Here is a 20,515-nt window from a genome sequence, read left to right as displayed (position 1 = left end):
AATTTAAGAAAAACGAGCATTTTTTACGCAATAATGTTCGTTTTTTTATGTGAATGTGGTATAATGGATAAAATATCAAAATTAAATGGAATGGTAAATAAAAATGAAATTAAGAAGAAGTGATCGGATGGTTGTCATTTCCAACTATTTGATTAATAATCCATACAAACTAACAAGTCTCAATACCTTTGCAGAAAAGTACGAATCTGCTAAATCATCGATTTCAGAGGACATCGTGATTATCAAGCGTGCCTTTGAGGAAATAGAAATTGGCCATATTCAGACTGTGACTGGAGCAGGTGGTGGCGTTATCTTTACACCCTCAATCTCGAGTCATGAAGCCAAAGAAATGATAGCAGACTTGCGTGACAAACTTTCAGAAAGCGACCGTATCTTGCCAGGTGGCTATATCTATCTGTCTGATCTGCTCAGTACACCTGCCATTTTGAAAAATATTGGGCGTATCATTGCCAAGAGCTTTATGGACCAAAAAATCGATGCCGTGATGACAGTAGCAACTAAAGGTGTGCCACTCGCAAATGCAGTTGCCAACGTCCTCAATGTTCCATTTGTCATTGTGCGCCGTGACTTGAAAATTACCGAAGGTTCAACGGTCAGCGTCAACTATGTTTCAGGTTCAAGTGGCGACCGTATTGAGAAAATGTTCCTTTCAAAACGCAGCCTCAAGGCAGGCAGTCGTGTCTTGATTGTGGATGATTTCTTGAAAGGCGGAGGAACTGTCAACGGGATGATCAGTCTCTTGCGTGAGTTCGATTCTGAACTAGCTGGTGTCGCAGTCTTTGCAGACAATGCCCAAGAAGAACGTGAAAAGCAGTTTGATTACAAGTCACTCTTGAAAGTAACCAATATTGATGTTAAGAACCAATCCATCGATGTTGAGATTGGAAATATCTTTGACGAAGACAAATAAGAGATAGAACTAAAGGTTGGAACGATTGTCCCAGCCTTTCTTTGCAAACAGAATAGAAGGATGCTTATGAAAACACCATTTATCAGCCGTGAAGATTTAGAAACAATTGTTGCAGAGTTCCCGACTCCCTTTCACTTATATGACGAGAAGGGGATTCGTGAAAAAGCAAGAGCCGTCAACAAGGCCTTTTCCTGGAACAAGGGCTTTAAGGAATATTTTGCAGTCAAGGCCACTCCAACCCCAGCCATCTTGAAAATCCTCCAAGAGGAAGGGTGCGGTGTGGACTGCTCTAGTTATGTAGAGCTCTTGATGAGCCATAAACTGGATTTCCCCGGTTCTGAGATCATGTTCTCTTCTAACAACGCGCCTGACAAGGAATATGCCTATGCGCGTGAGTTAGGTGCGACCATTAACTTGGATGCCTTTGAAGACATTGAACATCTAGAGCGAGCGGCAGGCATTCCAGAAATTATCTCTTGTCGTTACAATCCTGGAGGTGTTTTTGAACTGGGTACCGACATTATGGACAATCCAGGAGAAGCCAAGTTTGGGATGACCAAGGACCAGCTTTTTGAAGCCTTTGCGATTTTGAAGGAAAAAGGAGCCAAGACTTTTGGGATTCACTCTTTCCTAGCATCCAATACTGTCACCCATCTCTACTACCCAGAGTTGGCTCGTCAGCTTTTTGAATTGGCTGTTGAAATCAAGGAAAAGTTGGGCATTTCACTAGACTTTATCAATCTTTCCGGCGGTATTGGTGTCAACTATCGCCCAGACCAGGAGCCAAATGATATCGCTGTGATTGGTGAAGGGGTGCGTAAGGTTTATGAGGAAGTCCTTACGCCAGCAGGTCTTGGTCAGGTTAAGATTTTCACCGAATTGGGCCGCTTTATGTTAGCCCCTCACGGAGCTCTCGTCACAAGAGTCACTCATAAGAAAAAAACCTATCGTACCTATCTGGGTGTGGATGCATCAGCAGTCAACCTCATGCGCCCAGCCATGTATGGAGCCTACCACCATATCACCAATCTGACTCATACAGATGGACCAGTTGAGGTGGTAGATGTGGTTGGTTCACTCTGTGAAAACAATGATAAATTTGCAGTGAATCGCGAACTACCTCATACAGAAATCGGTGATTTGCTAGTGATTCATGATACAGGTGCACATGGATTCTCCATGGGTTACCAGTACAATGCAAAATTACGCTCGGCAGAAATCCTCTATACCGAAGAAGGAAAAGCCCGTCAAATCCGCCGTGCAGAGCGTCCTGAGGACTATTTTGCAACCTTGTATGGTTTTGATTTTGAATCGGATCGGTAAAAGAAATTGAAAATGAAAGTGAAAAACAGATTGCTTTCTAAAAAATAGACAAAAAAACCTTGTTTTTCACCTTACTCGTGATATAATAAAACTATAAAACGGTTTCAAGGAAGGTGACGATATGTCTGAAGAAACAATTGACTATGGACAAGTGACAGGAATGGTGCATTCGACAGAGAGTTTTGGGGCGGTAGATGGCCCTGGGATTCGTTTCATTGTCTTTTTGCAGGGCTGTCACATGCGTTGCCAGTACTGTCATAACCCCGACACATGGGCTATGGAGACCAATAAATCACGCGAACGCACAGTAGACGATGTCTTGACAGAAGCCCTTCGCTACCGTGGTTTCTGGGGAGACAAGGGAGGAATCACTGTCAGTGGAGGAGAAGCCCTCTTACAGATTGATTTCCTAATTGCCCTCTTTACCAAGGCCAAGGAAAAAGGAATCCACTGTACTTTGGATACCTGTGCCCTTCCGTTCCGTAATAAACCACGTTATCTCGAAAAGTTTAATAAACTCATGGCGGTGACAGACTTGGTTCTCCTGGACATCAAGGAAATCAACGAAGAACAGCACAAGATTGTCACAAGCCAAACTAATAAAAACATCTTGGCCTGTGCCCAGTACCTATCAGATATCGGGAAGCCTGTTTGGATTCGCCATGTGCTGGTTCCAGGATTGACAGATAGAGATGAGGATTTGATCGAACTCGGTAAATTCGTCAAAACCCTCAAAAACGTTGACAAGTTTGAAATCCTACCTTATCACACGATGGGAGAATTCAAGTGGCGTGAACTAGGAATTCCTTATTCGCTCGAAGGGGTCAAACCACCAACAGCAGACCGCGTTAAGAATGCTAAAAAACTCATGGATACAGAGAGCTATCAAGACTACATGAAACGTGTTCATGGATAAAAAAGAAGCCTGATGGAGACATCGGGCTTTTGTGATGCAAAAAGACTTAGCCTTTCAGCTAAGCTTTTTTCTTATTTTCTAGAATGTTGTTTACCAGCATTGCGTTTTTTATGTTTCTTGTTAGTCATGATCGCAGTTGCTTGGTTTGGAGTGACATCTTTGCGTCCGCCTCCAGTTGAAAATGAACGTGCTTTTGGTGGATTTTTGGCAAATTCTTCACGAACTTTTTTGCGAAGTTTTGGACGAACAACATAGTTAACGATGAATTGTTGGAGAATCATCATGAAACCACCGACAACCCAGTAAAGTGTCACACTTGCTGGTGCGAAGAAGGAGAAGACGACAATCATGAGTGGGCTCATGTAGATCATTTTCTTGAGCTGTTCTCTTTGCATCTCGTCTTCTACTCCATGAAGTGAGAGGAGTGATTGGAGATAGTAGAGGATACCAGCGAAGGCAACAAGGAGCATACTTGGTGAACCAAGATCGATACCCAAGAAGGTAGAGCTAGCTACCCCATCAGTGTATTGGGCTGCAAAGTAGATAGCAGAGAAGAAAGGCATTTGAATGAGGATAGGGAAGCATCCTACACCACCTAACATGCTGATGCCGTGTTCTTTCTGAGCTGCAAAGAGAGCTTGTTGAGCCTCTAGTTTTTCTTCCTGAGTTGTTGCTTCTTTGAGACGTGTTTGATGCGGTTCAAGCACGTGTTTGAGGGCGTTCATCTTTTCAGAGTGAAGTGTCGCCTTCCATGATTGGTAGATACCAAGTGGCAAGATAATCAAGCGCACGATAATGGTTACGATAATGATAGCCACACCAAAGCCTAGACCTTTATCAGTAGCGAAGTACTTGATAGCTTCAGCCATAGGTGCTCCGATGGTATTCCAAATCAACCCTGTGGGTTGTCCTGTTGCTTTGTCTACTTGGACACAGCCTGACAAGACGAGTAGCATAGCCACTCCCATAGCAGAGAGGGCAAAACGTTTAATAGATTTCAATGTTTTCATTCCTTCTTTAAAAATTATACCTTTCTATTCTACTGTTTTTTTGTAAAATATACAATAGTTCTGGAGACCTAATTTGCGACTTTGAAGTCTGAATAGGATGAAAAGTTGCTCATTTGCACATCCAGATAGGTAACTTTTGAAAAAGGTGTCGGACCTTTTCGGATTTCTTGGATAAATTTTGCCATAGTGGCAGAGGAGTCTGCCTGAGCAAGAATTTCCACTGTGCCATCGTCATTATTCCAGACACGACCAGTGATGCCACCCATTTCAAGAGCTAAAGTATAAACACCCCAGCGAAAACCAACACCCTGAACCCTGCCTTGGGCAATCATTCTAACCTTTTGCATACCAAACCCCTTTGATTGTGTTATAATATTTCTATGACTATTATAACCTCAAAAGCCAATTCTGTGGTAAAAAATGCCAAGAAATTACATCAAAAAAAATATCGAAAGTCTGCTTATTTGATTGAGGGCTGGCACTTGTTTGAAGAAGCTGTTCAAGCAGGAGTGACGATTGAAAAGGTCTTTGCCCTAGAAAGTTACCGAGATCAGCTAGCTGCTTTTCCTCAAACTATCTGGGTTTCAGAGGAGATTTTGCTAGATTTGGCAGATACGCAAACTCCTCAAGGGATTGTTGCAGTGATTCAAAAAGAAGAAGTGGGACTGCCTGATCTCCATCAGGGCAAGTATCTATTTTTAGAGGATGTTCAAGATCCTGGTAATGTGGGCACCATGATTCGGACGGCGGATGCGGCAGGTTTTACAGGAGTCATTGTTTCAGACAAGTCAGCAGATATCTACAGTCTTAAGACCCTGCGTTCCATGCAAGGAAGTCATTTTCACTTGCCCATCTATCGTCTGCCTCTTGCCACCTTTGTAGAAGAGACAAAGAAGAGCAATTTGCCCATTCTGGCAACGACCTTATCGAGAGAGTCAAAGGATTATCGTGAGCTTTCTTCACTAGAGAACTTTGTTTTAGTCATGGGAAATGAAGGACAGGGGATTAGTTCTGTCATGGCTGAGAGTGCTGATCAGCTGGTTCATATAGGCATGAAGGGCCGAGCAGAAAGTCTCAACGTGGCAGTTGCAGCAGGCATTTTGATGTTTTATTTCAGCTAATTTAAAAAATCTTTGTTATAATCAAGACATATTTATAGAAAAAGGAGAATCAGAATGAATCAAACGATTATTCAAGAACGTTCAGGTCTCAATCAATTTTACGCTAAGGTTTACGCCTTTGTGGGACTTGGGATTGGTCTATCGGCTCTCGTGTCAGCTTTGATGTTGACGGTCTTTCAGTCCCAATTGGTCTACTTTTTAATGCATGGCCGTCTCTGGTTGATGATTGCAACTTTTGCAGAACTTGCTCTAGTCTTTGTTGCAAGTAGCATGGCTACAAAAAATAGCCCAGCAGCTCTCCCAGTATTTTTAGTTTATTCTGTTTTAAATGGCTTTACGCTCAGCTTTGTCGTAGCCCTCTATACACCTGGGACCGTCTTATCAGCCTTTGTATCCAGTGCCCTTCTCTTCTTTGTCATGGCGGCAATCGGAATTTTCACCAAGAAAGATTTGAGTGGAATGGGACGAGCTCTGATGGCTGCGCTTGTCGGGTTAATTATTGCCATGGTCGTTAACCTCTTTCTAGCCAATAGTTTCTTTGACTACATGATTAGTATTGCCATGGTCTTGGTTTTCTCAGGTTTGATTGCTTGGGACAACCAAAAGATTCGCTATGTTTATGAGCAGTCACGAGGGCAAGTAGCGACAGGATGGGTCATCTCAATGGCGCTCAGCATCTATCTAGACTTTATCAACCTCTTCCTTAGCATCTTACGAATCTTTGGTCGAAATGATTAATGAATGACAGAGTCAGTGTTCAAAAGAGCACTGACTTTTTCTTATTTACTCTTTTCTTTTCTTGGAAATAGGTGTATAATGCTTTTAACTAATTTTTGAGGAGCTGTTTATGAAGAAAAGTTTTATTCATCAACAAGAAGAAATTTCCTTTGTGAAGAACACTTTTACCCAGTATTTGAAAGATAAGTTAGAAGTTGTTGAAGTTCAAGGTCCTATCTTGAGCAAGGTCGGGGATGGGATGCAGGACAACCTATCAGGTGTCGAAAATCCAGTATCTGTCAAGGTTTTGCAGATTCCAGATGAAACCTATGAAGTCGTTCACTCACTTGCCAAATGGAAACGCCACACCTTGGCTCGTTTTGGTTTCGGTGAAGGTGAAGGTCTGTTTGTTCATATGAAGGCCCTTCGTCCAGACGAAGATTCGCTCGACGCGACCCACTCAGTTTATGTGGACCAGTGGGACTGGGAGAAGGTTATCCCAAACGGTCAACGCAATATCGCCTATCTCAAGGAAACTGTTGAGAAGATTTACAAGGCTATCCGTCTGACAGAGCTAGCCGTAGAAGCCCGCTACGATATCGAATCCATCTTGCCAAAACAAATCACCTTCATTCACACAGAAGAGTTGGTGGAACGCTATCCAGATCTAACACCGAAAGAGCGTGAAAATGCGATCTGTAAAGAGTTTGGTGCAGTCTTCTTGATTGGTATCGGTGGCGAGTTGCCTGATGGCAAACCTCATGACGGCCGCGCACCTGACTACGATGACTGGACAACAGAGTCTGAAAATGGCTACAAGGGGTTGAATGGCGATATTCTCGTTTGGAACGAATCTCTTGGTTGTGCCTTTGAACTTTCATCAATGGGGATTCGGGTAGATGAGGATACCCTTCGTCGCCAAGTGGCTCTTACAGGGGACGAAGATCGTCTTGAGCTGGAATGGCATAAAGCCTTGCTTAACGGCCTTTTCCCACTGACAATTGGTGGGGGTATCGGACAGTCTCGGATGGCCATGTTCCTTCTTCGTAAGAAACACATCGGAGAGGTTCAGACCAGTGTCTGGCCTCAAGAAGTCCGCGATACGTACGAAAATATTTTGTAGAGAATCGAACCGCAAGGTTCGGTTTTCTTTCTCTTTTTGCCTATAATTTGGTATAATAAACGGTATGAAAATCGTATCAGGAATCTACGGAGGGCGTCCCCTCAAGACGCTAGAAGGCAAGACGACGAGGCCGACATCAGATAAGGTGCGTGGAGCTATCTTTAACATGATAGGTCCCTATTTTGAGGGCGGTCGTGTCTTGGATCTCTATGCTGGCAGTGGTGGTTTATCCATTGAGGCAGTCTCGCGTGGGATGTCCCATGCTGTCTTAGTGGAACGGGATCGAAAGGCGCAAGCTATCATCGCTGAAAACATCCAAATGACCAAGGAAGCTTCCAAATTTCAACTCTTAAAGATGGAGGCTGAACGGGCCTTGGAGCAAGTGAAAGGTCCCTTTGACCTGGTCTTTTTAGACCCTCCCTATGCCAAGGAACAAATCGTTGCAGATATCGAAAAAATGGCAGAAAGAAACCTTTTCTCCGAAGAGATCATGGTTGTCTGTGAAACCGATAAGTCTGTAGAACTACCAGAAGAAATCGCCTGCTTAGGTATCTGGAAGGAAAAAATATATGGGATTAGTAAGGTGACGGTCTATGTCAGATAAAATTGGATTATTTACAGGTTCATTTGATCCGATGACAAATGGACATCTGGATATCATTGAACGTGCCAGCAAACTTTTTGATAAGCTCTATGTCGGGGTGTTCTACAATCCCCACAAACAAGGTTTTCTCCCTGTTGAAAATCGCAAACGAGCAGTCGAAAAAGCGGTGGCGCATTTAGATAATGTAGAGGTGCTGGCTTCTCATGACCAACTAGTCGTAGATGTTGCAAGAAGACTGGGTGCTAAGACCCTTGTCCGTGGCTTGCGAAATACCACCGACTTGCAATACGAGTCTAGTTTTGATTACTACAATCATCAACTGGCTCCAGAAATCGAAACCATTTACCTATATAGTCGCCCAGAGCATCTTTATATTAGCTCTTCAGCCATGAGAGAACTTCTGAAGTTTGGTCAGGAGATTCAGCAATATGTCCCAAACAGTGTTGTGGAGGAATTAGAACATGAAGAAAAAAACTAGATGGCCCTTATATGTCATCCTAGCACTAGTATTGACTTTTTTAGCCTTTGTAGTACCTTTACCATACTACATAGAAGTTCCAGGTGGAGCGGAAGATATTCGTCGCGTTTTGAAAGTCAATGAAACAGAAGACACAGAACCAGGAGCTTACCAGTTTGTAACAGTCGGCATTCGACACGCCACCCTGTCGCATCTTGTCTATGCTTGGTTAACGCCTTTCACAGATATTAGAAGTGCCAAGGAGACTACGGGTGGCTCTACTGATGCAGAGTTTATGCGAATCAATCAGTTCTATATGCAAACTTCTCAAAATATGGCCAAGTATCAAGGACTGAAGACGGCTGGAAAGGATATCGAACTCAAGTACCTGGGAGTTTACGTCTTGACCGTGACGGATAATTCGACTTTTAAAGGCATTCTGAACATTGCAGACACCGTGACGGCTGTTAATGACAAAACATTTGATAGTTCAAAAGACTTGGTCGACTATGTCAACTCTCAACAATTAGGGGACACGGTCAAGGTAACCTATGAAGAAGACGGAAAAGTCAAGTCTGCAGAAGGTAAAATTATCACTCTCGAAAACGGAAAAAACGGGATTGGGATTGGCTTGATTGACCGTACGGAAGTGACCAGTGATGTTCCCATTCGCTTTTCAACAGCTGGTATCGGTGGGCCAAGCGCCGGTCTCATGTTTAGTCTAGCTATTTACACTCAGATAGCAGATCCAGAACTTCGTAATGGTCGCGTCGTTGCGGGAACGGGAACCATTGATCGCGATGGAAATGTTGGCGACATCGGTGGAATTGATAAAAAAGTAGTTGCAGCCTCTCGTCAGGGAGCCAACATCTTTTTTGCCCCTGACAATCCAGTCACTGAGGAAGCAAAAAAAGCAGATCCCAATGCGAAAAGCAACTATGAAACAGCCCTAGAAGCCGCCAAAACCATCAAAACAGAGATGAAAATCATTCCCGTTAAGACCTTGCAGGATGCAATTGATTACCTTAAAAACAATCCCTAATTTGTAGAAAAATCGAAAACTAGCGCGCAAGCGGATAAGATGGTATAATAGTCAAATGGTTCAATTATTATTCACTCTAAGTAGTCATATACTCTTTATTTATTTGAGTTTTTACCTTTTGAAGGATCTTGTGAGATGGGAAAAGGTTTTAAAAGTGACCACTACTAACACAAAAAAGGTTCGTTTATTGGTAGGCTTCTTTAGTATGGTGATGGGCTACATCTTGAGTTCATTCTTTATCAGTTTGTACCAACTTTGGCAAGAAGCGCTTAGAGGACTATTATAAAATCAAAAGTAAAGGAAACAACTATGGAAAAAATTGTGGTTCAAGGCGGAGATAATCGTCTGGTCGGGAGTGTGACGATCGAGGGAGCAAAGAATGCAGTCTTGCCCTTGTTGGCAGCGACTATTCTAGCAAGTAAGGGGAAGACAGTCTTGCAGAACGTCCCAATCTTGTCAGATGTTTTCACCATGAATCAAGTGGTTCGAGGTCTGAATGCCAAGGTGGACTTTGATGAGGAAGCTCATGTTGTCGAGGTTGATGCGACTGGTGATATCACTGAGGAAGCTCCATACAAGTATGTCAGCAAGATGCGTGCATCCATCGTTGTCTTGGGGCCAATCCTTGCTCGTGTAGGACATGCCAAAGTTTCTATGCCAGGGGGATGTACCATCGGGAGTCGTCCAATCGACCTCCACCTCAAGGGCTTGGAAGCTATGGGGGCAAAGATCACCCAGACAGCTGGTTACATCGAAGCTAAGGCAGAGCGTCTGCATGGCGCTCATATCTACATGGACTTTCCTAGTGTTGGTGCAACACAAAACCTCATGATGGCAGCGACTCTAGCTGATGGTGTGACGGTCATTGAAAATGCTGCGCGTGAGCCGGAAATTGTTGACCTTGCTATTCTCCTTAATGAAATGGGAGCCAAGGTCAAGGGAGCTGGTACCGAAACCATCACAGTGACTGGTGTTGAGGAACTCCATGGTACGACCCACAATGTGGTACAGGATCGTATCGAAGCCGGAACCTTTATGGTAGCGGCAGCTATGACTGGTGGAGATGTCCTCGTTCGTGATGCAGTCTGGGAACACAATCGCCCCTTGATTTCAAAACTACTTGAAATGGGCGTTGAAGTGACAGAGGAATCAGAAGGCATCCGTGTTCGTTCTCAACTTGAAAATCTCAAGGCTGTTCATGTAAAAACTTTACCACATCCAGGATTCCCAACAGATATGCAGGCGCAATTTACAGCTCTGATGACAGTCGCAAAAGGGGAATCCACCATGGTGGAAACGGTGTTCGAGAATCGCTTCCAACACTTGGAGGAAATGCGCCGTATGGGCTTGCACTCAGAGATTATCCGTGACACAGCTCGTATTGTTGGGGGACAGGCTTTACAGGGGGCAGAAGTTCTATCAACGGACCTTCGCGCTAGTGCTTCTTTGATTTTGACAGGTCTGGTGGCGCAAGGAGAAACAGTTGTCGGTAAATTAGTCCACCTTGATAGAGGTTACTACCGTTTCCATGAGAAATTGGCTCAGCTAGGAGCGAAGATTCAGCGAATCGAGGCAAATGATGAAGAAGAATAAAAACTTACGCTATGTACTCCGTCGTTTACTGTTGATTTTTATCGTACTATTGCTAGGCTTTCTGGCTTTAGGAATCGGCTTGATGGTAGGCTATGGAATCCTAGGAAAGGGACAGGATCCATGGGCAATCTTGTCTCCAGCAAAGTGGCAGGAATTGATTAGCAAATTTACAGGAAATTAGACTGGGAGACCAGTCTTTTTCTAAAGAAATAAGGAGAAAAATGGACAAAAAAACAAGACAAGCTCTGATAGGGTTACTTATATTCTTACTCTTGGCTGCTGGAAGCTACTATATCAAGCAGATGCAGACAGCGCCAAACACCCCTAGAACCAAGGTTAGTCAGAAAAAACAAGCTTCAGAAGCTCCCAGTCAGGAGCTAGCTGAAAGTGTCTTAACTGAGTCAATCAAAAACCAAATCAAGGGTGATCTTGAGTGGAATGGGGCAGGTGCCTTTGTCGTAAATGGCAATAAAACCAATCTAGATGCCAAAGTTTCTAGCAAACCCTACGCGGATAATAAAACAAAACCAGTCGGGAAAGAGACAGTCCCAACGGTTGCCAATGCTCTCTTATCCAAAGCGACTCGACAGTATAAAAATCGTGAAGAAACAGGCAATGGCTCAACCTCTTGGACACCGCCGGGATGGCATCAGGTTAAAAATTTAAAGGGAACCTATACGCACGCAGTAGATAGAGGACACCTGCTGGGCTATGCCTTGATAGGTGGATTAGATGGCTTTGATGCTTCTACCAGCAATCCCAAGAACATTGCAGTTCAGACAGCTTGGGCCAACCAGGCTCAGGCTGAGGATTCGACAGGGCAGAACTACTATGAGAGTCTGGTTAGGAAAGCCTTAGACCAGAATAAGAGAGTCCGTTATCGGGTAACTCTCCACTATGCTACGAATGAGGATTTGGTTCCATCTGCTTCACAAATTGAAGCCAAGTCTTCGGATGGCGAATTGGAGTTCAACGTCCTGATTCCAAATGTTCAAAAGGGTATCCAGCTTGATTACCGAACAGGTCAGGTCACGGTGACAAACTAGAACCAATCTATTAAAGGAATAAAAATTGCTCCCTTGTCCGTCATTGATAAGGGAGCGATTGTATAAATTAGAAAATAATGTGATTCCTAGGCCGATTTATGATATAATGGAACACAAGATACTATTTTAGGAGAAAGACCATGGAAGACCCGAGCAGTCAGAATTTGTTGCTACAGTTTGTATTGTTATTTATCTTGACCTTGTTAAATGCTTTTTTCTCAGCCACTGAAATGGCAATGGTGTCACTAAACCGTTCCCGAGTGGAGCAAAAAGCAGAAGAGGGAGACAAACGTTACGTTCGTTTGTTAAAGGTACTTGAAAATCCTAACCACTTTTTATCAACGATTCAAGTCGGTATCACCTTGATTACGATCTTGTCAGGGGCAAAATTGGCAGATACACTTGGACAAGTAATTGCCTCTTGGATGGGGAATGGAGAAACAGCTTATGCCATTGCAAGTTTCCTCTCTTTGGCATTCTTGACCTACATCTCTATTGTTTTTGGTGAACTCTATCCTAAACGGGTTGCCCTTAATCTAAAAGATGCCTTAGCCATTCGCTCTGTTCCGATTATCATTGGGCTTGGGAAGATTGTCAGTCCCTTTGTCTGGTTGTTATCTGCTTCAACCAATCTCTTGAGTCGTTTAACGCCAATGACCTTTGATGATGCGGATGAAAAAATGACTCGAGATGAAATTGAGTACATGTTGACCAAAAGTGAGGAAACTTTGGATGCAGACGAAATCGAGATGTTACAAGGGATCTTCTCTCTAGATGAGCTGATGGCGAGAGAAGTCATGGTTCCTCGGACAGATGCCTTTATGGTGGACATTCAGGATGATAGTCAAACCATTATCCAAAGTATTTTAAAACAAAATTTCTCACGTATCCCTGTTTATGATGGGGATAAGGACAATGTGATTGGTTTGATTCATACCAAGCGTTTGCTAAACGCTGCCTATGCAGATGGCTTTGAAAATATTGTCTGGAAGAAGATCTTACAAGATCCACTCTTTGTTCCTGAAACTATTTTTGTGGATGACTTGCTAAAAGAATTGCGAAATACCCAAAGACAAATGGCCATTTTGCTCGATGAATACGGTGGTATGGCTGGTTTGGTAACTCTGGAAGATCTTCTAGAAGAGATTGTCGGAGAAATCGACGACGAGACAGACCGAGCAGAAATCGAAGTCCATCAAATCGGTGAGGACACCTATATTGCACAGGGAACCATGAATCTTAACGACTTCAATAACTACTTTGGTGTCGAACTAGAAAGCGATGATGTGGATACCATCGCCGGTTATTATTTGACGGGTGTTGGTACGATTCCAACAACTGAAAAAATCAGTTATGAACTGGTCAGTCAAAACAAACAAATCGTCCTGACCAATGATAAGGTGAAAAATGGACGTGTTACCAAGGTAAAAGTTCAAATTACAGAACTAGAACCTGAAGAAGAAACAGAATAAAGCAGTGACTTGAGTCACTGCTTTTTGTAAATCTAGATGGTAGATACAGTTATCCCCACTTATTAGGAATAACAGAAAAAGCCCGATTTTACGGGCTTTTCATTTGGTTAATTCCTGTTCATTCAGGTACTGAAAGGCGGTAGACGGATTTGAACCGACGATCAAGCTTTTGCAGAGCCGTGCCTTACCACTTGGCTATACCGCCTCAACGTTTATTATTATACCTTGAAAATCATTTCCCGTCAATAGTTTCTTATTCTAAAATCCAATTTAGGAAAACAGATGATGATCGAAGAAGTGAGAAAAAGCTTGTAAAAATCCTATTCTAAAGAGGGTCGGACTAGAAAGTATTTCTTCCAGAAACAAATAAAGAATGCAAAAATTTTGACAAATAGAAGTTTTTTGAGGGTATACGCCTAAATATTCTGAAAATTCGTTTACTTTTTAGATAATATATGATATAATTGACAATAAGCCTAAATTTTTCAAAGAGGAGTTAACAATATGAAAAAAAGTAGAGTATTTGTCGCAGCAGGAATTGCCCTATTAGCAACTGGCGTTTTAGCTGCTTGCGGTTCTTCAAAATCATCTGATTCAACAGCGCCAAAAAATTATGGCTATGTTTATACAGCTGACCCAGAAACGTTGGATTACCTCATTTCAGGGAAACAAAGTACTAAGGTCGCCACTTCAAATGGTATCGACGGTCTTTTCACAAACGACAAGTATGGGAATTTAGTTCCTGCAGTTGCAGAAGACTGGTCCGTTTCAAAAGATGGTTTGACTTATACCTACAAGATTCGTAAAGGTGTCAAATGGATGACATCTGATGGCGAAGAGTATGCTGAAGTAACAGCCAAAGACTTTGTAAATGGTTTGAAACACGCAGCTGACAATAAATCAGCAGCTAAGTATCTAGCAGAAGATTCAGTTAAAGGTCTAGCTGACTATATAGCTGGAAACAATAAAGATTTTGCTTCAGTCGGTGTAAAAGCAGTTGATGATTATACCCTTGAATACACTTTGAACAAACCAGAACCATACTGGAACTCTAAGCTGGCCTACTCAATCTTCTGGCCATTGAACGAAGAATTTGAAAAATCAAAAGGATCTGATTTTGGTAAAGCGACTGACCCTACATCATTGCTTTACAATGGACCATTCTTGCTGAGAGGTTTGACTGCTAAGTCATCTATCGAATTTGTGAAGAATGAAAACTATTGGGACAAAGACAATGTTCATCTTGATAAAGTAACACTTGCTTACTATGATGGTTCTGATCAAGAATCAATTGAACGTAACTTTACAAGTGGGGCTTATAGCTATGCCCGTCTCTTCCCAACAAGTTCAAACTACTCTAAGGTAGAAGAAACATACAAAGACAATATCTACTACACTCCATCAGGTCCAGGTATTGGTGGTTTGGGTGTAAATATTGACCGTCAAGGTTACAAATACACTTCTAAGACAACTGATGAAGAGAAGACTTCTACTAAGAAAGCCCTTCTTAACAAGGACTTCCGTCAGGCTTTGAACTTTGCCTTTGACCGTACTTCTTACTCAGCACAAATTAATGGTAAGGAAGGTGCTCCTCTTGCAGTTCGTAACCTCTTTGTGAAACCAGACTTTGTCTCTGCAGGCGAAAAAACTTTCGGTGACTTGGTAACTGAAAAGATGGCTGCTTACGGTGATGAATGGAAGAATGTAAACTTTGCGGATGGTCAAGATGGACTTTTCAACGCCGATAAAGCCAAAGCAGAATTTGCCAAAGCTAAAACAGCATTGGAAGCAGAAGGTGTGAAATTCCCTATCCACTTGGATATCCCAGTAGACCAAACATCTAAAAACTATATCGCACGTATTCAATCCTTCAAACAATCCGTTGAGACAGTACTTGGAGAAGAAAACGTAGTCATCGATATCCAACAAATCACTACAGATGAACTACAGAATATTACATACTATGCAGCAAGCGCTGCGGCAGAAGATTGGGATCTCTCAGGTGCTGTTGGATGGAACCCAGACTATGAAGATCCATCAACTTACCTTGATATCTTGAAAACAACGAATGCTGAACAAACAAAAACATACATGGGTTATGAAGGTGCAGATAACGCTGCAGCGGCTCAAGTTGGTTTGAAAGAATACGATAAGTTAGTTGATGAAGCTGCTAAGGAAACTAACGACTTGAATGTTCGTTATGAAAAATATGCGGCTGCCCAAGCTTGGTTGACAGACAGCTCTCTCTTTATTCCTGCTATGTCATCAAGTGGTGCTGCACCAATCATTTCTCGTGTTGTACCATTCACAGCATCATACAGCCAATCTGGAGATAAGGGCTCAGACGTATACTTCAAGTATATTCAGTTACAAGATAAGGTTGTAACAAAAGCTGATTATGAACAAGCTCGTGAAAAATGGCTCAAAGAGAAAAAAGAATCAAACGAAAAAGTTCAAAAAGAATTGGCTAATCACGTTAAATAAATAACTCTCAAGAGAACTTTCTCTCCATGAGGAGAAGGTTCTTTTGGGATTTTAAAAGGAAACGATATGAAGAAATATATTTTTATGCGTGTATTACGTTCATTGTTGTCTATTTTCTTGGTGACAACCTTGACATACACAATAATTTATACGATGGTTCCTCGAAAACTGATTTTCAAGCAGGATACCAACTATAACAAGATTGCAACGACGCCGGACAAGCGGGATAATTATGAAAATACCGTTTATGAACGGATGGGCTATATCGAGTACTACGATACCAAAGAGTTGCAAGAAAGAGCGAGCACGATGGACTCATCTGTAACAGTAGATGCCAATGATACCAACAAGGCAATCTACGAAAAATACATCAACCAACTAGGAAATGGTTGGACGCTAGGTGTATTCTCAGAAAGTGGTCAATTCTATGCTACGCGTGAAATTCCGATTTTTGAACGTGTTTTCAAATTCTATGCGAACTTGATTGACATTGATCATCCAAACAAGATTCAAGATCCTGAAAATCCAAACTTGCAACGTTATCTTCGTTTTGAAAATGACCCTGCTATTGGTTGGTCATTGGTTGGTTCAGGTACAAAACATAAATACCTTTTGTATTTCAACAATCAATTCCCATTTGTACACCAAAACTTTGTGAACATTAACTTGGGTGACTCTTACCCAACTTATGCAAACACACCAGTGCTTCAGGTTATCACACAAGGTCAGGGACAAACTAAGACATCAGAAGTTCAATTCCCTACAGGTAAAAAGACTTCATCTGTAGATATCTACTCTCGTACCTACAAATCACCAAGTCAAGCAGATGCGCGTGAAGTAGCCAACTATGGTAAGGACGATCCATATACAGCTACAGAAAGCAATTATCAATATCCTTCAATGATTGCAAGTTCAGCTGTTGCTGGTTTGATTGGTTTGATTATCTCGTATGCTATCGCTATTCCACTTGGATCTGCTATGGCTCGCCACAAGAATACTTGGATTGACAGCTTCTCGACAGGTGCTCTGACCTTCTTGCTTGCCCTTCCAACGATTGCCTTGGTTTACATCGTGCGTTTGATTGGATCATCTATTGGTTTGCCTGACTCATTCCCTATCTTGGGGGCTGGAGATTGGCGTTCTTATGTCTTGCCAGCAGTTATTCTAGGTTTGTTGGGTGCACCAAGTACGGCTATCTGGATTCGTCGTTACATGATCGACTTGCAATCTCAGGACTTCGTTCGTTTTGCTCGTGCAAAAGGTTTGTCTGAAAAAGAAATTTCAAATAAACACATCTTTAAAAATGCCATGGTTCCTTTGGTTTCAGGTATTCCTGGTGCCGTAATCGGAGTTATTGGTGGTGCAACATTGACAGAAACGGTCTTCGCCTTCCCAGGTATGGGTAAAATGTTGATTGACTCTGTTAAGGCATCAAACAACTCAATGGTAGTTGGTCTCGTCTTCATCTTTACATGTATTTCTATCTTCTCACTCTTTGTAGGAGATATCTGGATGACCATGCTTGATCCACGTATTAAATTGACAGAGAAAGGAGGCAAATAATGTCAACAATCGGAAAAGAAAAATTTCAGTTCGTAAAACGTGACGATTTTGCCTCTGAAACAATTGACGCCCCTGCCTATTCATACTGGGGTTCTGTATTTAGACAATTTCTAAAGAAAAAATCAACAGTCATTATGTTGGGGATTTTGGTTGCCATTATCTTGATGAGTTTTATTTACCCAATGTTCTCAAACTTTGACTTCAACGATGTAAGTAAGGTCAATGACTTTTCTGCTCGTTTTATCAAACCCAATGCTGAACATTGGTTTGGTACAGATAGTAATGGTAAATCCTTGTTTGACGGGGTTTGGTTTGGTGCGCGTAATTCAATTCTTATCTCTGTAATTGCCACTTTTATCAACCTTGTAATTGGGGTTATTGTTGGTGGAATTTGGGGAATTTCAAAATCTGTTGACCGCGTCATGATGGAAGTTTATAACATTATTTCAAACATTCCATCTCTCTTGATTGTCATTGTCTTGACTTACTCAATTGGTGCTGGTTTCTGGAATTTGATTTTTGCCATGAGTGTGACAACTTGGATTGGGATTGCTTATATGATTCGTATCCAAATCATGCGTTACCGTGATTTGGAATACAACCTTGCTTCTCAAACACTTGGAACACCAACCTTTAAAATCATCGTTAAAAATATCATGCCACAATTGGTATCCGTTATTGTTTCTACGATGACCTTGATGTTGCCAAGCTTTATCTCTTATGAAGCCTTCCTTTCCTTCTTTGGATTGGGATTGCCAGTAACAGTGCCAAGTCTGGGACGCTTGATCTCAGATTACTCACAAAACGTTACGACCAACGCTTACTTGTTCTGGATTCCATTGACAACCTTGATCTTGGTGTCTCTTTCTCTCTTCGTTGTTGGTCAAAACCTAGCGGATGCTAGTGATCCACGTACACATAGATAGGAGTAGACATGATAAAAGGAAAAGATGTAATTTTGACTGCTCGCGATATTGTCGTGGAATTTGACGTTCGTGACAAAGTTCTGACAGCTATCCGAGGAGTTTCTTTGGACCTGATTGAAGGGGAAGTTCTTGCCCTGGTAGGTGAATCAGGTTCTGGTAAATCTGTTTTAACAAAAACCTTTACAGGGATGTTAGAAGACAATGGACGTATTGCCCAAGGAAGCATCGACTATCGTGGACAAGACTTGACCGCTCTTACTTCTAACAAGGAATGGGAGAAGATTCGTGGTGCTAAAATTGCGACCATCTTCCAAGATCCTATGACAAGTTTGGACCCAATCAATACAATCGGTAGCCAAATCACTGAAGTTATCGTTAAACACCAAGGGAAAACAGCTAAGGAAGCCAAAGAGATGGCAATCGACTATATGAACAAGGTCGGAATCCCAGACGCTGAAAAACGTTTTGAAGAGTATCCTTTCCAATATTCTGGAGGGATGCGCCAACGTATCGTTATTGCGATTGCCCTTGCCTGTCGTCCAGATATCTTGATCTGTGACGAGCCAACAACGGCCCTTGACGTAACCATTCAAGCGCAAATCATTGATTTGCTTAAAACCTTGCAAAATGAGTACCACTTTACTATTATCTTTATCACCCATGACCTTGGTGTGGTAGCAAGTATTGCCGATAAGGTGGCGGTTATGTATGCTGGGGAAATTGTAGAATACGGTACTGTTGAGGAAGTCTTCTACGATCCACGTCATCCATACACTTGGAGTCTCTTGTCTAGCTTGCCTCAGCTTGCTGATGATAAAGGGGAATTGTACTCTATCCCAGGAACACCACCGTCTCTTTATACTGAGTTGAAAGGTGATGCCTTTGCCCTTCGTTCAGATTATGCGATGCAAATTGATTTTGAAGAGAAGGCACCTCAGTTTTCAGTCACTGATACCCACTGGGCTAAGACTTGGTTGCTTCATGAGAATGCTCCTAAAGTTGAAAAACCTGGAGTCATTGCAGATTTGCATGATAAGATTCGTGATAAAATGGGCTTTGCTCATCTAGAAGACTAGGAGGAAGGAAATGTCTGAAAAATTAGTAGAAATTAAAGATTTAGAAATTTCCTTCGGTGAAGGAAGTAAGAAGTTTGTCGCGGTTAAAAACGCCAACTTCTTTATCAACAAGGGAGAAACCTTCTCTCTTGTTGGTGAGTCTGGTAGTGGGAAAACAACCATTGGTCGTGCCATTATTGGTCTAAATAATACTAGTAAAGGTGAAATCATCTTTGATGGTCATAAAATTAATGGGAAAAAATCTCATAAGGAATCATCAGATTTGATCCGTCGTATCCAGATGATTTTCCAGGACCCTGCAGCGAGCTTGAATGAGCGTGCGACAGTTGACTATATCATCTCTGAAGGTCTTTACAACTATCACTTGTTTAAAGATGAAGAAGATCGAAAAGAAAAAGTTCAAAAGATGATTCATGAAGTTGGGCTTTTGAAAGAACACTTGACCCGTTACCCACACGAGTTTTCTGGTGGTCAACGTCAGCGTATCGGGATTGCCCGTGCTCTTGTGATGGAGCCTGATTTCGTTATTGCGGATGAACCAATTTCAGCCTTGGACGTATCAGTGCGTGCGCAAGTCTTAAACTTGCTCAAGAAGTTCCAAAAAGAGTTGGGCTTGACCTATCTCTTTATCGCGCATGACTTGTCAGTTGTTCGCTTTATCTCAGATCGTATCGCAGTTATCTATAAGGGAGTTATCGTCGAAGTGGCGGAGACAGAGGAGTTGTTTAACAATCCTGTCCACCCATACACTCAAGCACTTCTATCTGCTGTACCGATTCCAGATCCAATCTTGGAACGCAAGAAGGTCTTGAAAGTTTACGATCCTGACCAACATGACTATGAGACCGACAAGCCATCTATGGTAGAAATTCGTCCAGGTCACTATGTTTGGGCTAACCAAGCGGAAGTTGCTCGTTACAAGAAAGCTCTTAAAGAATAAACAAATTAGGAGAGGACCGAAAGGTCTTCTCATTTTTAAGTTATAAACAAAGTATAAATTTCTAATTATCTTTTTATATTTTCTTAAATGCTCGTAAAGCCTTATTCTATGTGCTTTCGAGTATTTTTACTGTAGGAAGATACTTCACGTTTCTTTGCATATTTCCTCATG

General features: G+C 42.1%; 21 protein-coding genes and 1 tRNA gene. 19 read left to right on the top strand and 3 right to left on the bottom strand.

Going from position 1 to position 20,515, the window contains the following annotated elements; translation table 11 throughout:
* Window positions 1–103 precede the first annotated feature (103 nt).
* The 3 genes from purR (at window position 104) to pflA (ending at window position 3,170) form a co-directional block, all read left to right on the top strand.
* The gene (gene purR, locus PCY17_RS08125) at window positions 104–931 is read left to right on the top strand and encodes a pur operon repressor (RefSeq protein WP_002874197.1); all 828 of its coding nucleotides are present in this window, start codon (window positions 104–106) and stop codon (window positions 929–931) included.
* Window positions 932–997: 66 nt separating this feature from the next.
* Window positions 998–2,254: a diaminopimelate decarboxylase gene (locus tag PCY17_RS08120; RefSeq protein WP_049479464.1), complete on the top strand. Its 1,257-nt coding sequence runs from the start codon at window positions 998–1,000 to the stop codon at window positions 2,252–2,254.
* A 121-nt stretch (window positions 2,255–2,375) separates the two neighbouring features.
* On the top strand, window positions 2,376–3,170 hold the full coding sequence (gene pflA / locus PCY17_RS08115) for a pyruvate formate-lyase-activating protein (protein WP_084856771.1): 795 nt from the start codon (window positions 2,376–2,378) through the stop codon (window positions 3,168–3,170).
* Between the two features lie 71 nt (window positions 3,171–3,241).
* Here the strand turns inward: pflA and yidC are convergent, their stop codons facing one another.
* Complete coding sequence (gene yidC, locus PCY17_RS08110) at window positions 3,242–4,171, bottom strand: membrane protein insertase YidC (RefSeq protein WP_301393289.1); 930 nt, start codon at window positions 4,169–4,171, stop codon at window positions 3,242–3,244.
* Window positions 4,172–4,248: 77 nt separating this feature from the next.
* Complete coding sequence (locus PCY17_RS08105) at window positions 4,249–4,527, bottom strand: acylphosphatase (protein ID WP_255778403.1); 279 nt, start codon at window positions 4,525–4,527, stop codon at window positions 4,249–4,251.
* Between the two features lie 33 nt (window positions 4,528–4,560).
* Here PCY17_RS08105 and PCY17_RS08100 point away from each other — a divergent pair, with 33 nt between their 5' ends.
* The 11 genes from PCY17_RS08100 to PCY17_RS08050 all read left to right on the top strand — a co-directional run bounded on the left by PCY17_RS08100 (window position 4,561) and on the right by PCY17_RS08050 (window position 13,355).
* The gene (locus PCY17_RS08100; RefSeq protein WP_084917521.1) at window positions 4,561–5,301 is read left to right on the top strand and encodes an RNA methyltransferase; all 741 of its coding nucleotides are present in this window, start codon (window positions 4,561–4,563) and stop codon (window positions 5,299–5,301) included.
* 54 nt (window positions 5,302–5,355) lie between these two features.
* Entirely contained in the window at window positions 5,356–6,039 is a 684-nt protein-coding gene (locus PCY17_RS08095) for a Bax inhibitor-1/YccA family protein (protein ID WP_206284199.1), read from the top strand.
* Between the two features lie 109 nt (window positions 6,040–6,148).
* Window positions 6,149–7,141: an aspartate--ammonia ligase gene (gene asnA, locus PCY17_RS08090; protein WP_000747998.1), complete on the top strand. Its 993-nt coding sequence runs from the start codon at window positions 6,149–6,151 to the stop codon at window positions 7,139–7,141.
* 64 nt (window positions 7,142–7,205) lie between these two features.
* Window positions 7,206–7,745 carry a 16S rRNA (guanine(966)-N(2))-methyltransferase RsmD gene (gene rsmD / locus PCY17_RS08085; RefSeq protein ID WP_000706939.1) on the top strand — a complete coding sequence of 180 codons (540 nt, stop codon included), beginning with the start codon at window positions 7,206–7,208 and terminating at the stop codon, window positions 7,743–7,745.
* Window positions 7,735–8,223 (top strand): pantetheine-phosphate adenylyltransferase, encoded by a 489-nt coding sequence (gene coaD, locus PCY17_RS08080; protein ID WP_001280714.1) that lies wholly within the window; start codon window positions 7,735–7,737, stop codon window positions 8,221–8,223. Before rsmD ends, coaD begins: the two co-directional genes overlap by 11 nt.
* Window positions 8,207–9,244 carry a SepM family pheromone-processing serine protease gene (locus PCY17_RS08075; protein WP_000730776.1) on the top strand — a complete coding sequence of 346 codons (1,038 nt, stop codon included), beginning with the start codon at window positions 8,207–8,209 and terminating at the stop codon, window positions 9,242–9,244. The genes coaD and PCY17_RS08075 overlap by 17 nt, the downstream gene beginning before the upstream one ends.
* Window positions 9,245–9,299: 55 nt before the next feature.
* Window positions 9,300–9,530, top strand: a complete 231-nt coding sequence (locus tag PCY17_RS08070) for a DUF1146 family protein (RefSeq protein ID WP_008289067.1) — start codon at window positions 9,300–9,302, stop codon at window positions 9,528–9,530.
* 23 nt (window positions 9,531–9,553) lie between these two features.
* Window positions 9,554–10,837: a UDP-N-acetylglucosamine 1-carboxyvinyltransferase gene (gene murA / locus PCY17_RS08065; protein WP_084944083.1), complete on the top strand. Its 1,284-nt coding sequence runs from the start codon at window positions 9,554–9,556 to the stop codon at window positions 10,835–10,837.
* Window positions 10,824–11,018 carry a DNA-directed RNA polymerase subunit beta gene (locus PCY17_RS08060; protein WP_000739701.1) on the top strand — a complete coding sequence of 65 codons (195 nt, stop codon included), beginning with the start codon at window positions 10,824–10,826 and terminating at the stop codon, window positions 11,016–11,018. The genes murA and PCY17_RS08060 overlap by 14 nt, the downstream gene beginning before the upstream one ends.
* Window positions 11,019–11,058: 40 nt before the next feature.
* Window positions 11,059–11,883 (top strand): DNA/RNA non-specific endonuclease, encoded by an 825-nt coding sequence (locus PCY17_RS08055; protein WP_084944082.1) that lies wholly within the window; start codon window positions 11,059–11,061, stop codon window positions 11,881–11,883.
* 140 nt (window positions 11,884–12,023) lie between these two features.
* Window positions 12,024–13,355, top strand: a complete 1,332-nt coding sequence (locus PCY17_RS08050) for a hemolysin family protein (RefSeq protein WP_125453667.1) — start codon at window positions 12,024–12,026, stop codon at window positions 13,353–13,355.
* Between the two features lie 134 nt (window positions 13,356–13,489).
* On the opposite strand, the gene PCY17_RS08045 is transcribed toward PCY17_RS08050, so the two are convergent.
* Window positions 13,490–13,560 (bottom strand) — tRNA-Cys (locus PCY17_RS08045).
* A gap of 299 nt (window positions 13,561–13,859) precedes the next feature.
* Between PCY17_RS08045 and PCY17_RS08040 the strand changes: the two genes are divergently transcribed.
* The 5 genes from PCY17_RS08040 (at window position 13,860) to PCY17_RS08020 (ending at window position 20,344) form a co-directional block, all read left to right on the top strand.
* Window positions 13,860–15,839: a peptide ABC transporter substrate-binding protein gene (locus PCY17_RS08040; protein WP_301392557.1), complete on the top strand. Its 1,980-nt coding sequence runs from the start codon at window positions 13,860–13,862 to the stop codon at window positions 15,837–15,839.
* A 66-nt stretch (window positions 15,840–15,905) separates the two neighbouring features.
* Window positions 15,906–17,402 carry an ABC transporter permease gene (locus PCY17_RS08035; RefSeq protein ID WP_000759891.1) on the top strand — a complete coding sequence of 499 codons (1,497 nt, stop codon included), beginning with the start codon at window positions 15,906–15,908 and terminating at the stop codon, window positions 17,400–17,402.
* Window positions 17,402–18,328, top strand: a complete 927-nt coding sequence (gene oppC, locus PCY17_RS08030) for an oligopeptide ABC transporter permease OppC (RefSeq protein ID WP_033629311.1) — start codon at window positions 17,402–17,404, stop codon at window positions 18,326–18,328. The genes PCY17_RS08035 and oppC overlap by 1 nt, the downstream gene beginning before the upstream one ends.
* 8 nt (window positions 18,329–18,336) lie before the next feature.
* Complete coding sequence (locus tag PCY17_RS08025) at window positions 18,337–19,404, top strand: ABC transporter ATP-binding protein (protein ID WP_000589652.1); 1,068 nt, start codon at window positions 18,337–18,339, stop codon at window positions 19,402–19,404.
* Between the two features lie 10 nt (window positions 19,405–19,414).
* Window positions 19,415–20,344, top strand: a complete 930-nt coding sequence (locus PCY17_RS08020) for an ATP-binding cassette domain-containing protein (RefSeq protein WP_049519746.1) — start codon at window positions 19,415–19,417, stop codon at window positions 20,342–20,344.
* Window positions 20,345–20,515 lie beyond the last annotated feature (171 nt).

The organism is Streptococcus sp. SO2, assembly GCF_030440025.1.
Note: the sequence above shows the minus strand (reverse complement) of the source record. Positions and strands in the feature narration are given on the sequence as shown.

Bases quoted from the DNA above. Each gene is read 5' to 3' on its own strand.
- purR (WP_002874197.1), top strand. From the start codon at position 104: ATGAAATTAAGAAGAAGTGATCGGATGGTTGTCATTTCCAACTATTTG.
- PCY17_RS08120 (WP_049479464.1), top strand. From the start codon at position 998: ATGAAAACACCATTTATCAGCCGTGAAGATTTAGAAACAATTGTTGCA.
- pflA (WP_084856771.1), top strand. From the start codon at position 2,376: ATGTCTGAAGAAACAATTGACTATGGACAAGTGACAGGAATGGTGCAT.
- PCY17_RS08105 (WP_255778403.1), bottom strand. From the start codon at position 4,527: ATGCAAAAGGTTAGAATGATTGCCCAAGGCAGGGTTCAGGGTGTTGGT.
- PCY17_RS08100 (WP_084917521.1), top strand. From the start codon at position 4,561: ATGACTATTATAACCTCAAAAGCCAATTCTGTGGTAAAAAATGCCAAG.
- PCY17_RS08095 (WP_206284199.1), top strand. From the start codon at position 5,356: ATGAATCAAACGATTATTCAAGAACGTTCAGGTCTCAATCAATTTTAC.
- asnA (WP_000747998.1), top strand. From the start codon at position 6,149: ATGAAGAAAAGTTTTATTCATCAACAAGAAGAAATTTCCTTTGTGAAG.
- rsmD (WP_000706939.1), top strand. From the start codon at position 7,206: ATGAAAATCGTATCAGGAATCTACGGAGGGCGTCCCCTCAAGACGCTA.
- coaD (WP_001280714.1), top strand. From the start codon at position 7,735: ATGTCAGATAAAATTGGATTATTTACAGGTTCATTTGATCCGATGACA.
- PCY17_RS08075 (WP_000730776.1), top strand. From the start codon at position 8,207: ATGAAGAAAAAAACTAGATGGCCCTTATATGTCATCCTAGCACTAGTA.
- PCY17_RS08070 (WP_008289067.1), top strand. From the start codon at position 9,300: ATGGTTCAATTATTATTCACTCTAAGTAGTCATATACTCTTTATTTAT.
- murA (WP_084944083.1), top strand. From the start codon at position 9,554: ATGGAAAAAATTGTGGTTCAAGGCGGAGATAATCGTCTGGTCGGGAGT.
- PCY17_RS08060 (WP_000739701.1), top strand. From the start codon at position 10,824: ATGAAGAAGAATAAAAACTTACGCTATGTACTCCGTCGTTTACTGTTG.
- PCY17_RS08055 (WP_084944082.1), top strand. From the start codon at position 11,059: ATGGACAAAAAAACAAGACAAGCTCTGATAGGGTTACTTATATTCTTA.
- PCY17_RS08050 (WP_125453667.1), top strand. From the start codon at position 12,024: ATGGAAGACCCGAGCAGTCAGAATTTGTTGCTACAGTTTGTATTGTTA.
- PCY17_RS08040 (WP_301392557.1), top strand. From the start codon at position 13,860: ATGAAAAAAAGTAGAGTATTTGTCGCAGCAGGAATTGCCCTATTAGCA.
- PCY17_RS08035 (WP_000759891.1), top strand. From the start codon at position 15,906: ATGAAGAAATATATTTTTATGCGTGTATTACGTTCATTGTTGTCTATT.
- oppC (WP_033629311.1), top strand. From the start codon at position 17,402: ATGTCAACAATCGGAAAAGAAAAATTTCAGTTCGTAAAACGTGACGAT.
- PCY17_RS08025 (WP_000589652.1), top strand. From the start codon at position 18,337: ATGATAAAAGGAAAAGATGTAATTTTGACTGCTCGCGATATTGTCGTG.
- PCY17_RS08020 (WP_049519746.1), top strand. From the start codon at position 19,415: ATGTCTGAAAAATTAGTAGAAATTAAAGATTTAGAAATTTCCTTCGGT.